Origin of the sequence: Lunatibacter salilacus (assembly GCF_009797935.1) — a bacterium.
Lineage (GTDB): Bacteria > Bacteroidota > Bacteroidia > Cytophagales > Cyclobacteriaceae > Lunatibacter > Lunatibacter salilacus.
The window spans coordinates 14,600-28,534 of record NZ_VOLC01000023.1; the positions used below are offsets into that span (position 1 = coordinate 14,600).

Genomic DNA, 13,935 nt, shown 5'->3' on the forward strand with positions numbered 1-13,935 from the left:
GCTTTTCAAAAAGTAATGATATAAAAAAACCAGGCCGGATTATCCCATTAACTGATTTTTTTTTCAAATTGTACCTTTGGGGATTTTTAATTCAAAAATGGACAAATAGTTCAATTTGCGAAATCAGATTTATTTTGTTGAATGCTACCAAACAGCCTAAGGGATCACTAAGTAATTAAACATTTCTGGTAGATGTTATTACTGAAAAAGGGATCAACTGGCTTATTTTAAAACAAGTCAGTTGATCCCATCCCAAAAATTCAACCTTATTTTATTCAGCTGTTAGCGCAGCAGTAGATCTATTAATTATTGGCCAATTTCCCCCGCCGGCACTTACTCCTTTAGTTTCCCCACGTTCGGCATCTTGTCCATAATAGTAAATTGGATTGCTCCTAAACGTCACCTGATTCTCAGCGATCACACCAAAATCCTCCAAACTCAATACGGACGGTACAATCGTAACCGGGGTGGTAAAATCAGGCCAGTTGGCAACATTTCCTCCATAATTGCTTTGATTGGCGACGTCATTTCTAAATCTATATAGCGTCCTTCCATCAAAATCTGTAAAATACGGAGTGTTTCCGTCCCCCATTTCCAATACCCCTTCCTCAGAAAGAATGTAATTATTTCCGTCATTCCCTACCAGTTGGTCATTGGCTAGCATCAGGCTGTAATCCGGCTTTGCTACATACCAGTTACCTCCGCCTCCACCTTCTCCGTTTGTATCCCCAGGTTCTTCATCATTTACAAATGTATATAATGGCCACCCGTTGTAAGTGGATTGCATTTCCCCATCCACGTCGATTTGACCTACAAGGTCTTCATCAAAATCCGGGTCATCAACCATAATTTCCTCTGCATAGAATATCGGCCAATTGTTAGCACATCCTCCCGTACAGTTGTTAGCTCCTTTCACATCTCTTGCAAAATAATAGAGGACATGGCCCCTACCATCTGTGAACACGTTACCAAACGTCTCATCTTCAATCATCATTAAGGTATTTTCATTTACCGCTGTCAAAGATGGTGGCAACAACACCGCATCTATAATATGTACAATTCCATTACTCGCCTCTACATCAGCTGTTATTACATCAGCCGTATCATTAAATGTGACCGTTGAACCAACTTGGGTAACTGTCAGGAGTTCACCATTTTGCATGGTCACTTCTTGGTTTGCAGAAAGACTGCTGGAGGGCACACTTCCTGAAACGACGTGGTAGAGTAATACCTGTCGCAGGACATCTGTATCGATATCAGATAGTTCGTTCCATGCTGGATTGGAGTCAAGGAGCGCCTGAAATGCTTGGTTCGTGGGCGCTAGGACAGTAAAGGGCCCAGGTGCCGATAGGTCATTTACCAATCCGGCTGCGGTAACCGCCTGGACCAGTATAGAGAGATTGGGAGTATCAGATGCCAATTCTACGATGTTTTTCGGATCTTCCTCCGGTTCCGGAGTGGGGTCATCATCCGAACAAGCCATAAAGCCAAAAAACGCAGCGAATAATAGTATGTTTTTGTTGAAAGTCATTGTGGATTAGTTTGATGTTCAACAAATACAACTGATTTCATCAAGGATGGTTTGAATAGGGTCCAATTAAAGTTTAATTCATCAGCTCCATTTTCCCGGAACGAAGCGTACCTGCGATGGTATGTGTTGCCCCATTATCGATCTTAAGGTCTTTACTACCCTTTTGACCACCAATGCTCAGGTGTCCGCTACCAACGGAAAAATCATAGTTGAAGTCATCCAAAGAACTATGGGTCTGAATTTTCATATAGCCCGAAGACGCCTGCAAGTTGGTTGCCTCACTTATCCCGACTTCCTCGGCGGTAAGCATGCCGGAGGATAGACTAAGCTTCCCAACTTCGGAGATATTTTCCAAGCTCGCCTTTCCAGAACTCATTCCTCCATCAACCCTGCCTTCGACTTCGCTGATAGAAATACTTCCACTTGAACCTTTAAAATTTACGTTTCCCCAAACGCCTTCCAGCGCGGCCATTCCTGAAGACAGATCTAAGTCAACATCGCCCTGAAGGTTTTCCCCATGCAATTTCCCCGAACTTGCTTTTAATACTAGGTGATCACAAACAATATTGTGTACTTCCATTTTTCCGGAGCTGATCCTAAAATCCAGCGCAGAATGTTCTACATTACGGATTTCGAGAGTGCCGGAGGAGTTGCGGGCATCCAGGGCCATTTTTCGGGGGCCGGTAAGAGAAATGAATCCTTTTGTCCGTCCAGTCCAAAAACTCAAACCATCGGTACTACCCATTTCGATTTCCAACCTGCTGCCTCTACGCCGATAGATGATCCCATCCATTTGCGGATTTGAGGATTCCAAGAACGCCTCTAACGTGACGGTTTCAGTATCGTCACTCCCAATGTAGCTAGTCTCCAGTGCACCTCCCCTGATTTGAATTTCAGTGATGCCCTCAAAGGTCTCTGATTCATCAGTAATCACCTGCATGGGTCCAAAATCACAGGCACTGACAACCAACATCATCAGCAAGTAAAACCCTACTATATACTTACTCATTGGTATCGGTATTTTTTTTGGGAAAAACAACGTCAAATCCGTTGGACATAAGAGACAAGGTCTCATGAGCAACCTTCATGTTGTATTCATACGCAAGGCTTTTATAATTGACCAAGTCCACAATGGTACCGATGAAGCATAAACCTATAGTAAAGAGGTACAAGATGCCAAGCCCTATCTGACCCAGTATAAAACGGTGCAATCCGGCAAAGCCAAAAAACCCAAGTAAGGTCAAAATCAATATCATCTGACTGTCTTTGCGGCGGGCACGGTAGACCTGAGCGAACAGGTTTGCCTGTTCATCATCCATATTCTTGAGTATTCCCTGAATATACCCCAGTTCCATCCCCTCCAACTCAGGGAGGTGTTTCAATACGTTAGCCATAGTTTCTAGTAGTTTTTATGTGTTTAATAATTTCAATGATACGGAATCCAATTACAAGCAGCCCAAATCCTCCCAAGGGATGCATTTCCCATGAAGCTTTAAATTCTCCCGTCATAAACAACTTCATGGATCTACCCAGGCCGCAGCCGGGACACCAATTCGCACCTAAGTTATGAAGCGGACAAAGACTGAAATGAGCTTCTGTGCCGACTTCTATAAAGGCTATGGCAATTAGAGCCAGGCACCAAAAATAGAGTTCAAAAGGGATTTTCATCAAGGTTGCTTTCTTTATTACTATTCGAAAAGAATGCCAGAAACAAAATAGCCCAATTTTAGGGTCAAACCGATTATATCAAGATTAAAAAATTCAAAAACGAACAAAAAATGTCCGATAATGAACTACTTATCGATCATTACGCTGGGGTATAACGGGGATATTCAAGCGGACTTGTGCGCCAAGTTGCTTTTGACTATTAACCTCAAATGACCTACGTTGGGCTGCATATGATTTGGGCTGGGATGAAGTCCCAAACAGATTAGTCTGAAGTAATAACTGATAGACCGGGGCGGCAAATGGGCTGGCTCTCTTGAGGCCAAGGGCATCGGCGGCTTTTTCACCCAATAAAAAAGCCACAAGATCTTCGGCTAAACGGGTGATTGCCGGGTTTTGAAAAAATTCACGGTAATAATTTATCAGCACCTTAATCAACATTCTTCCTGCCTCGCTACTTTTTAAGTGCCTGTTTCGTATACATTTTTCTAAAAAGTAGGCCTCACGTGCTGTATCTGGCCAATATTCGATATTAATCCCCATGTAATGCCCTATTATCTTCCAATAGTGAAGGGATGCCACTACCTCCTCCTGCGGTACGGTTAGTCCTATTTTGCGCATGCTGCGCATTACAAGAAAACCAAAAACCAGATTGGTTTGGAGTAAATCTTCCTGATTGATGGGAATCCCCCATTCGGGATCCCAGTCCGAAGCATGATTTTGAATAAAAAACCGGGAAAAAGCATGTATCAGCCTCACTTTTGCCAAACTGAGCACACTTTGGTCATCTCCAATGAATAAGGCTGGACGAAAGCATTCTAATACAAAAAAAGCCGTTTCGGTAAGCCGTTTTCCCACATCCTCCATTATCCGTTTGGATCGGACCAATACTTGAGCGCCGTCTGCAAAGGCATAGGAGTAAGGCAAAGAATAAAATCCCAATAATGTCAGATAAAGCGTCCCATTTTCTTCGAAAAACCGCTGAGATCTAAGTACTTTTTTACGGTCTACAGCAACCGGGGAGGTCTTCATCCATTCAAAATAACGATAAACCTCTACCGGGAAATGGTCGGGCAAAATTTCGGGTATGGTGGACCATTCGTTGATTTCACGACAGATTTCCGGAGAATTGATTAACACTTTTGCCGCCTCATCCGCCAACGGATCTCCAAGATGCTTTAGCTTATTGAGGTTTTGTTCGTTATATAATGTAAATTTGCCCACACGTTTCTAACCGGAATCCTGCGTTATAGTTTGATTAAATAAGGAAAATAAAACCATGCACCCAAAATACTTTACAACAGCCCATCCATTAAATTTCTTAACGAGAATCTCAATTCACCAGAAAATAGTTAAGGCGTTTTTTCTATTAATATTTCTTGCTTGTGGATGGGAGCTTAGAGCGCAGGAATCCTTTGATCTTATAATGTTGGAAACCAAAATCGGACCCATGGGTCTACACGTAGTACCGGAAAGTGCCCAAAGCATCACAAACCGAAGTGGGTACGACAACCAGCCTTATTTTATCAACAATGAGCAGTTGGTCTTTACGTCAAAAGCCAAAAATGGGAGCAGTGACATCATCATGTACAATTTTTCCAACAAAAAATTTACCAACATGACCCGCACGCCCGATTTCAGCGAATACTCTCCGGCCCTCACAGATTGCGGTCAGTACATCTCGGCGGTAAGAGTAGAAGCGGATGGGAATCAAAGGCTCTGGCTGTATCCCATCAACATGGGTGAACCCGAATTACTCTATGATGACATCATGCCTGTAGCGTATTATGGATGGTTTGGAAATATTGCCGCCTTGTATGTCTTGGGAGAACCTAATAAACTTATTTTTCCATATGGAAAAACCGACCTTCAACCTATTGCCTTTGAAGTGGGGCGGTCTATTCAGGCAAGACCAAAAACACAGACCATTGCCTATATTGATCAAAGCAAACCTACCAAAACCTCCTCAGGAACCACATACACCCTTAAAGCCTACGATACAAAAAAGAGGCAACTGATAACATTGGGGGAAACGTTGGAGGGATCCGAAGATTTTATCTGGCTGGACAAACACCGTGTCATCATGGCGAAAGGGAAAGACTTGTACATGAACTATTTGAACAAAGATAGGGGGTGGGAAAAATTTGCCTCCGTTTCCCTCCCCGGATATGGGGATATATCCCGCCTAGCATTAAGTCCCAAAAAAGATAAATTAGTTTTGGTCATGGAACGCTTAGTGAATTAAGGTCTATTTGGGTTTATTGTCAACTCACTAAAGCAATAAGATTCTTTTTCTCATACCCTTTTTTATTTTCCTATCTTTCGAAAAACTAACCCAACATGAAATCGAGCATGACGAAAACGTCACACAGTGGGATGATTATCGTAGCGAGATTCCATCTGACCATTAAAAAACAATTATAAACACATGAAATCGAGCATCACGCAAGCGACGCACGGAGGGATGATTATCGTAGCGAGATTCCATGTGACCTTTGAAAAACAATTATAAACACATGAAATCGAGCATGACGAAAACGTCACACAGTGGGATGATTATCGTAGCGAGATTCCATCTGACCATTAAAAAAAAATTATAAACAGATGAAACATTACGCGTTATCCTTCCTTCTGATTTTTATCGGATATACCAGCATTTTCGCCCAAACCATCAACGTAATTTTGGATACCGATATTGACTCCGACGTGGATGACGTGGGCGCATTGGCCATGCTCCATACTCTTGCCGACCATGGAAAAGTGGAAATCTTGGGAGTAATTGTCACAAGCGATGACGAATATGCCCCCGCTTGTACGGATGCTATCAATCATTTTTTCAACCGACCAGAAATTCCTATCGGCGTGGAAAAAGGAATTCCGCTTCAACATATCTCCAAGTACACCAAAGAAATTGCCGAGGGGTTCCCAAAACGCATACAAACCTACGAGGACGCTTTGGATGCTACTACCCTCTATAGGCAACTTCTTTCCGATGCTGATGACCAAAGCGTGGTCCTTATCAGTATTGGTCATCTTACCAACTTGGCCCACCTGCTTAAATCAGAACCCGATGACATTAGCCCCCTTAATGGGATTGACCTAGTCAGGCAAAAAGTAAAACTTTGGTCCTGCATGGGCGGCATGTATCCCGAAGGGAAAGAAGCTAATTTTTACCGGCCGGATCCAGCTTCCACGGTTTATTCCGTCGAAAACTGGCCTGGAGATGTGGTTTTTGGAGGATGGGAGCTTGGCGGTGAAATTATAACTGGCGGATTGTTTCTTCAACAATACCTAGATCCAACCAATCCCGTCTTCCAGGCCTACAAACTTTACAACAATTTCAGCGGTCGTCAAAGCTGGGACCAAGCTTCTATCTTATATGCCGTCTCTCCTGACAAGGGATACTGGGAGTTGGTCCGTGAAGGACATTGTCAGGTTCATCCAGATGGAAGCAATACCTGGATTCCCGGTAAACCCGGAAAACAGGCCTATTTGAAGAAAAAGGCCAATCCCACCGAGGTTGCCAAGATTATCGATGCCTTAATGGTGGGTATATACCGACCATCCTTCTAATTTTTCTTCTCAAAAACCTAACAACCTATACACAATTAACCTGTACTATAAACTAGGGATTAGGCAGCAGCGCTTTGGCGCGTTTTACCAGTTGGACCGCCAAACCCCAAGGATCCCGCAGCATGATAAGTCGGGTCCCGTCGGGAAGGGTGTCGTCACTTACTTCACTTGCCCCGGCACCCACAAGCCGACGGGCATCTTCTGCCGGATCAGCTGAAACAAATGCAAGGTGCAACATCAGCGGGTCAAGGGAATCAAATGCCAATACAGTAGCCTTTGGGTTTTGGTATAATTCTATCATTATCTTGCCGCTGTCATCGGCCAAAAAAGTCATATAAGGTGACTCTTGCATTTTTTTTACTGGCGTAAGGCCAAGGTGCTTTTCATACCAATCGGCCATTGCAAGAGGTTCTGAAACGTTGAGTGCTAGATGTTCTATTTTCATGGGAGTCGTTTAAAATTTAATAAAAGCAAAAACCCCTTCTCAACTCCGGAGAAGTTAAGAAGGGGTCTTGATAAGAAATTAATTAAGACCTATCAGCTGTTGGCTTGATATCGGTCAGGCTCGCAATTTTAATCGGGGCATTTTTCGCAATACTTTCCCGAGCTGCTACGCCCACCAAAACAGACATAACACCATCACGGATCCCCGCGGAATGCTTGTAGGGATCATCCGCTCCTGGATTTTTGAAGATCTTATCGTGCAACCTTCTGTCGCCACCACCGTGGCCTCCCCTTTCACTGACCACATTGACAAACTGAGGTTTTTCGAAATTCTTATGGACTACCAGTGGCTCCTGATTCATATCATCCATATTTTGGTTCATTTCCGCCGAATGCAGTGCTTCCTGATCCAAGCTGTCTTTACCCATAAACGGTATATCCAGCCATGCATCAATCCTTCCCTTTTGTCCGTTGAAGGATACTTTCCACCCCTCGTAAGGGCTATAGGTGGTCAGTGAATAATTTACAACTGCCTTATTCGCGTATTTAATTTGAGCTGACATTTTATCAAAAATATCTATTTCATGTCGATAAACACATCCATCCCGCGTATACCCGTCATGTTCCTCATTTTTCACGTAGAGATTCATGTCATGCTGACTCTTTGTGACATCCCAATAGTATTGGCAGTCAGTTTTATGGGCGCAAGATCTACAACTCTTCCCCCTAAAAGGACCGTTGCTTCCATAATGCTCCAGTGCCCCATATGCAAATACCTCTTCCGGGTCGGAGTCCAGCCACCAATTTAACAAATCAAAATGGTGCGTTGACTTGTGTACCCAAAGGGAACCGCCATTTTCTGTCAATCCATGCCACCTTCTGAAATAAGACGCTCCATGGTGAACGTTCAAGTACCAGTGAAAATCAACAGATGTGATTTCTCCAATCTCGTCGTTTTGAAGTAATTCTTTTATTTTCGTTATGTATGGGCTCCACCTATAGTTAAAACCTACAATAAGGTTTTTGCTGGACTTTCTTTCCGCATCTACGATTTGCTGGCATTTGTTCTCGTCCGTAGTCAGCGGCTTCTCTGTAAGCACGTCAATGCCTGCATTCAATCCTTTTATGATAAATTCGTGGTGGGTAGAATCCATTGTTGTGACAATGATTAGATCAGGTCTGGTCTTGGTCACCATCTCATCAAAGTCTACGAATGTGGGGCAATTCACACCCATAAATTGCTTCGCATACTCCAACCGGCCAGGATTGATATCACTGAGTCCGACAAATTCCAAAGTATCCCCGTACTGCTCGACCAGCCGCTTGCCCCAAAAGGAGATGCCACGGACACCGGTTCCAACCAGCACCACCTTCATTTTTCTGTTCATTCCAAATCCGGTAAGCGGAGTGGCCAAAGCCGTCCCCGCAGCCAGCATACTGACGGAATAAAGAAATGATCTTCTAGAGAATTTATTTTCCATGTTAGGTTTTGTTAATTAATTTTTATGGTTTTTATATCTACGCATATTTTGTGCTGAATATTTGCGCAATCGATTGCATTATAGGGAGAATTTCCCTTTTTGTCAACAGTAATCAAACCCAGTAAATTTATTCGCACATTCGAATTAAATTAAATATCCATTTTTTCTATTGAAAAAGTTTGCAGAAACCCATAATGACTATTGTATTACATCTTTTTTATTTGATTTACAGCATAATCATCCAAAAGGACAAAAAAGATAAATTTTATCTGATCAGTCCTATTTATAATCAATATGAATTAATATGTAGATATTCATCCGCTCGGATAAAATTTAAAAAAGATAAGCCGTACCTTGTTGGTAAGATCCTGAGCATTCTCCACGCAAGGAGATGGTTCTATTTTATATATTTTAACGCATTTAATAAACCAAAACCATGAAAAAAGTAAGATGGGGAGTACTTGGGGCAGCCAAAATCGCCCGAGAAAAAGTAATACCGGCAATGAGGGGCAGCGACCTTTATGAAGTAACAGCCATTGGGTCCCGCAGCTTGGAAAAGGCCAAGACCGCTGCCTCCCAATTAGATATTCCCAAGTCCTACGGATCATATGAGGAAGTTATCAACGATCCCGACGTGGATGCAATCTACAACCCCCTGCCAAATGATCTACACGTCTCATATACCCTGAAGTGCATTCAGGCAGGAAAACACGTGTTGTGTGAAAAACCCTTTGCCTTAAAAGCGTCCGACCTCAAATCAGTTATATCAGCAAGAGATGAATATGGTGTAAAGGTGGGTGAAGCCTTTATGGTCGCATCCAATCCCCAATGGATCAGGGTGAAAGAAATCATTGGTAGTGGGGATTTGGGCAAAATAAAAGCTGTCCAGGGCTTTTTCAGCTACTTTAACAGACAGGAAGATAATATTAGAAACAAACCGGAAAATGGCGGTGGTGGCGTGTGGGATATCGGTTGCTATCCTGTATTTACCTCTCGGTTTGCCTTAGGGGAAGAGCCTCAGAAATTAACGGCTTTATTGGATTTCGACCCGGATTTTGGAACGGATCAATTGGGATCGGTGATCCTGCAATATCCCTCCGCGCAAATGACGTTTTCTATTAGCACGCAGCTAATGCCTTATCAAAGGATGTTTTTCTTTGGTGAAAAAAAGGCGCTTGAAGTCAGGATTCCCTTCAACGCACCTATCGACCAGCCCAATGAAATTCATATCCACCATGGAGACATTACGGGACACCAGGTAGAGGTAATTCAAATGCCAATAAGTGATCAATATACCAAGCAGGCTGATGATTTTAGCAGGGCCATCTTGGAGGATAAGGAGGTTCCGGTTTCACTTGAATCTGCCTATCAGAATACCAGAATTTTGGAAGCTATCTTTCAGGCTGCTAAGGAAAACCGATGGGTAGCCCTCACCTAAAGCTTTAAAAATATTTGTTCAGTAAGGATAGTACAGCAAATCCAGATTGGAGAAATTGGATCTAAACGTACAGATCGGCCCTATTAAAATTAGGGGTATTTATAAGAGTAGTTCACCGATGTTTCATCGGAGAACTACTCTCTCGATTTTGGCTATTTACTAGATATGGGGTATCCTACTAAAATTCAGATCATCAAAAGGGCCAAAAGCGAACAATGGTACGTCAATTTTCCGGCTGCCGTTGCCCAGGCAATTGAGTTTCAACAGGGAGAAGTGGTTGAGTGGATCATCGATGATCACCAGAGGCTCGTTCTCCAGCGCAGTGACAAGGCAGTTGAAAGCCTTAAAAAAAAATGCCTCCCAAAACCTAAAAGAGGTGTTCGGTTCTGTTTTCCCCAAATGTAAGGGCGCTTTCACCCAACCGCGTACCTGGAAAAGGGCCTTTGTGCTTGCAGAGGGTCTTCTTGGTTGCGTGGGCAGGAGTACCGTTACAGGCATGATTGCCGCCACAGGCCAACAGTTTAAGGACTGGTCGGCCGCCTACCGTTTGTTTCATGGGGAAAGAATGAATACCGACGCCTTGTTTTCTGTGGTCAGAAAGAACCTTGCGGACGCCATCTCAGCTGACGAAAGGGAGATTTATGCACACATGATGATACGCTTCTGAGGAAAACGGGAAAGAAAGTGGACGGGGCTAAGTGGATGAGAGATCCGCTGGGACCTCCTTTTCAAACCAACCTGGTTTGGGGACAGCGGTTTATCCAGACCTCCCTTTCCTTATGTTCGAGAATGGAAAATATACAGGCCACTACTGTGCCGGTTGACCTTCACCACTGTCCTTCTTTAAAAAAGCCCAAAAAGGACTGTGCGGAGCAGGATTATAAACTTTATAGGGAGACTCAGAAAAAGACCAAGCTGAGCATAGTCGGAGCCCAAAGAATATCGGCTCTGAGAAAAGGACTTGACCTGGACGGACACAGTGAAAAAAGATTGGTGGTCAGCGTTGACGGGAGCTATACCAATGAGTCTGTCCTCAAAAAACTGGATAAAAATGTCACCCTTATCGGAAGGATCCGCAAAGACTGCCGGCTATACGAACTGCCAGATTGTAGCGAAACCAACGAAAAAGGAGGAAAGCGAGTCTATGGAAGGGAACTCCCTACCCCGGAACAGATTCGTCAGTCACAGGATTACGAATGGAAAGAAGTGAAAGCCTGGGCTGCCGGAAAAGTGCATACCTTCCCTGTCAAAACAGTGGACACTGTAAGATGGAGGAACCTGATCAATCAATTTAGGGCAATAAACTGGACGGATTCAGTCAAAATCAATTTCTCCGACTTCGTTACAATGGAGAATAAACAACGAAGTACTAAAAATAACCCAATTCATGTGCTATCTAATCTGTTTTACGCACGCAATTAGCCAAACTTAAGCCCCCGGTTGAAACCGGGGGATCAGACGAGAATGATGTTTAAAAGTCCCATCGGGACGAACGACATCAAGCCATGGAATCAAAACATTGCAAGTTGCCAATTTCAATATGCAATAGGCCAGCTAACTGCATTTATTGTTTTCCGATAATACCCTCTCCTACTAAACGATGCAAATTATCGTCCGTGCCTACGGCACTTTTGGTAGGGGGCTTGATCCCTGTCTATGGGTTGAAACCCATGGTTACTATATCGGTCGTTCCTACGGAACTGTCCAAATTTATTTGGGTTTAACTATCAATATTTAGGTCTACCTAGTGATAGGATTACACTAAGCGTAAGATGGAAATAAAGCTTACCCCACTTTCTCCAGCACCAATACCGTGCGGTTGGTTAGATAAGTGCTGAGCATTTGATTTTGATTGGTGTAGTAGGAAAGGCTTTCATCTATCCGTCCAAAGCCACCAAATTTGGTGCTGTCCGAATTGAGCACCAAATTATATTTACCCATTTCGGGTGCCCTGAACCGATAATCGAAAATGGACTGACTGGTATTGAAGTTAAAAATAAATATCAATCCTCCACGGCGGAATATAATGACTTTATTTGTCGTATCCATGTGAAGTTGTTCGGCAAAAGATGCCTGGAGGACATTGTATTTTTTCACCAACCGAATCATGGCATTGTCCCAGTAAAGCAAAAATTTATATTTTAACTCCTTATTCTCGGCGAGGCTCCACTGTCGTCTCGCATGCTGATAGCTCCAGTCGTTTCCTTCTCTTGGAAAGTCTATCCATTCCGGATGCCCAAATTCATTGCCCATAAAATTGAGATATCCCTCACCGCCCAAACTGATGGTAAACAGGCGGAAAAGCTTATGGTAAGCAATTCCCCTATCCACTACCAGGTGGCTATCGTTGACATGCATATTGAAATACATTTCCTTATCCATCAGCCAAAAGGCAATGGACTTATCCCCTACCAATGCCTGGTCATGCGATTCGGCATAGGCGATGGTTTTTTCTTTGTATCTTCTTTCGCTGACCACTTTCCAGAATTCGAAGATATCCCAATCCTCATCCCGTTGATCTTTGAGTATTTTAATGAAAAAATCGGGAATGCCCATTGCCATTCTGAAATCAAACCCAATACCCCCTTCCATCGGTTCCCGACAAAGGCCCGGCATTCCGCTGACCTCCTCCCCAATAGAAATTGCATCTGGCTTGATCGTATGGATCAACCTGTTGGCCAATTGCATAAATATGATTGCTTCCTGATCTACATCATCGTTAAAATACTTGTCAAAATGGTCAAAGGTAACAAGCCCATGATGCACATACAGCATGGATGTTACTCCGTCAAATCTGAACCCGTCAAAGTGAAACTCCTCCATCCAGTAGCGGATATTGGAAAGTAGGAAACGCTTTACCTCCCACTTACCATAGTCAAACAATTTGGAATCCCATACTTCGTGATACCCTTTTGGACCGGCATGAAAATATTGATGGTCTGAACCGTCAAATTCATTTAGTCCCTCAGACACATTTTGTACGGCGTGGGAATGAACGATATCCATAATAACTGCCAAGCCCATTCCATGCGCGGTATCCACCAGGTATTTTAGATCCTCGGGAGTTCCAAAGCGTGAAGAAGGACTATAAAAGTTGGAAACATGATATCCGAAGGATCCATAATAGGGATGCTCCATAACGGCCATCAGCTGAATAGCCGTATAGCCGTTTTTTTTAATTTTTGGCACGATAAGGTCAGCAAACTCCCGATAGGTTCCCAATCCCATTTTCTCCTGCCCCATACCCACATGGCATTCATAGACCAGCGGGGCCGTTAAGGCTTTCTTTGGGGAAAAATTTTTATCTGTCCACTCAAATTCCGCTTCGGGAAACCAAAGTTGACCGGAAAAATCCTTGCTTTCTTCATCTTGTACCACCCGGGTGATATATGCCGGGATACGGTCCAATGCTGACTCCGCAGTAACAACATGGACTTTGATCAGGCTTTGGTGCACAAACGATTGGCTGTATTCAGAGGCGGGTAAAAAGATTTCCCACACTCCCCACTCTTTGCGCTCCAACGGATGGGAGCTTCGGTCCCATTGATTGAAATCTCCTATTAAATATAGTGCCTGTGCTTCCGGTGCCCATTCCCTGTACACCCAGCCATTGCGTTCCAGATCCTTGTTGATACCAAAAAAGTGGTGGCCCTTGGCAAAGTCCATCAGACTGTCTTCTGCCAGTTCTATTTCCAACAGGGCACGTTGAAAGCGAACAAACCGTTGCAGTATTTCTTCTTTGTAAGGAACCAGCCACGGGTCCTCTTTAATAATGGCCAAATGAATATCTTTTTCCACAAAAT

Annotated in this window: 13 protein-coding genes; 5 read left to right on the top strand and 8 right to left on the bottom strand. The window is 43.5% G+C overall.

The window, feature by feature from the left end; translation table 11 throughout:
- Window positions 1–271 precede the first annotated feature (271 nt).
- The 5 genes from FQ608_RS23485 to FQ608_RS23505 all read right to left on the bottom strand — a co-directional run bounded on the left by FQ608_RS23485 (window position 272) and on the right by FQ608_RS23505 (window position 4,420).
- Window positions 272–1,531, bottom strand: coding sequence for a fasciclin domain-containing protein (locus FQ608_RS23485; protein ID WP_158860941.1), 1,260 nt, complete (start codon window positions 1,529–1,531; stop codon window positions 272–274).
- Window positions 1,532–1,604: 73 nt separating this feature from the next.
- Window positions 1,605–2,540: a DUF4097 family beta strand repeat-containing protein gene (locus FQ608_RS23490; protein WP_158860942.1), complete on the bottom strand. Its 936-nt coding sequence runs from the start codon at window positions 2,538–2,540 to the stop codon at window positions 1,605–1,607.
- Entirely contained in the window at window positions 2,533–2,925 is a 393-nt protein-coding gene (locus FQ608_RS23495) for a TM2 domain-containing protein (RefSeq protein WP_158860943.1), read from the bottom strand. Before FQ608_RS23495 ends, FQ608_RS23490 begins: the two co-directional genes overlap by 8 nt.
- Window positions 2,918–3,199, bottom strand: coding sequence for a DUF2752 domain-containing protein (locus tag FQ608_RS23500; protein WP_158860944.1), 282 nt, complete (start codon window positions 3,197–3,199; stop codon window positions 2,918–2,920). Before FQ608_RS23500 ends, FQ608_RS23495 begins: the two co-directional genes overlap by 8 nt.
- A gap of 129 nt (window positions 3,200–3,328) precedes the next feature.
- Window positions 3,329–4,420 (bottom strand): oxygenase MpaB family protein, encoded by a 1,092-nt coding sequence (locus FQ608_RS23505; protein ID WP_158860945.1) that lies wholly within the window; start codon window positions 4,418–4,420, stop codon window positions 3,329–3,331.
- Window positions 4,421–4,646: 226 nt separating this feature from the next.
- Between FQ608_RS23505 and FQ608_RS23510 the strand changes: the two genes are divergently transcribed.
- Together FQ608_RS23510 and FQ608_RS23515 are read left to right on the top strand one after the other, a co-directional pair.
- A complete protein-coding gene (locus FQ608_RS23510; RefSeq protein ID WP_158860946.1) occupies window positions 4,647–5,441 on the top strand; it encodes a TolB-like translocation protein in 795 nt (264 codons plus the stop codon).
- Window positions 5,442–5,800: 359 nt separating this feature from the next.
- A complete protein-coding gene (locus FQ608_RS23515; RefSeq protein WP_158860947.1) occupies window positions 5,801–6,769 on the top strand; it encodes a nucleoside hydrolase in 969 nt (322 codons plus the stop codon).
- Window positions 6,770–6,821: 52 nt separating this feature from the next.
- Here FQ608_RS23515 and FQ608_RS23520 read toward each other — a convergent pair whose 3' ends face one another.
- Window positions 6,822–7,214, bottom strand: a complete 393-nt coding sequence (locus FQ608_RS23520; RefSeq protein WP_158860948.1) for a VOC family protein — start codon at window positions 7,212–7,214, stop codon at window positions 6,822–6,824.
- A gap of 82 nt (window positions 7,215–7,296) precedes the next feature.
- Window positions 7,297–8,694, bottom strand: a complete 1,398-nt coding sequence (locus FQ608_RS23525) for a Gfo/Idh/MocA family protein (RefSeq protein WP_394351686.1) — start codon at window positions 8,692–8,694, stop codon at window positions 7,297–7,299.
- Window positions 8,695–9,130: 436 nt separating this feature from the next.
- Between FQ608_RS23525 and FQ608_RS23530 the strand changes: the two genes are divergently transcribed.
- The 3 genes from FQ608_RS23530 to FQ608_RS23540 all read left to right on the top strand — a co-directional run bounded on the left by FQ608_RS23530 (window position 9,131) and on the right by FQ608_RS23540 (window position 11,554).
- Complete coding sequence (locus FQ608_RS23530; RefSeq protein WP_158860949.1) at window positions 9,131–10,132, top strand: Gfo/Idh/MocA family protein; 1,002 nt, start codon at window positions 9,131–9,133, stop codon at window positions 10,130–10,132.
- A 292-nt stretch (window positions 10,133–10,424) separates the two neighbouring features.
- Window positions 10,425–10,799, top strand: a complete 375-nt coding sequence (locus FQ608_RS23535) for a hypothetical protein (RefSeq protein ID WP_158860950.1) — start codon at window positions 10,425–10,427, stop codon at window positions 10,797–10,799.
- Window positions 10,800–10,816: 17 nt separating this feature from the next.
- Window positions 10,817–11,554 carry a hypothetical protein gene (locus FQ608_RS23540; protein WP_158860951.1) on the top strand — a complete coding sequence of 246 codons (738 nt, stop codon included), beginning with the start codon at window positions 10,817–10,819 and terminating at the stop codon, window positions 11,552–11,554.
- Between the two features lie 363 nt (window positions 11,555–11,917).
- Here FQ608_RS23540 and FQ608_RS23545 read toward each other — a convergent pair whose 3' ends face one another.
- A complete protein-coding gene (locus FQ608_RS23545; protein ID WP_158860952.1) occupies window positions 11,918–13,930 on the bottom strand; it encodes an alpha-amylase family glycosyl hydrolase in 2,013 nt (670 codons plus the stop codon).
- Window positions 13,931–13,935: the final 5 nt, after the last annotated feature.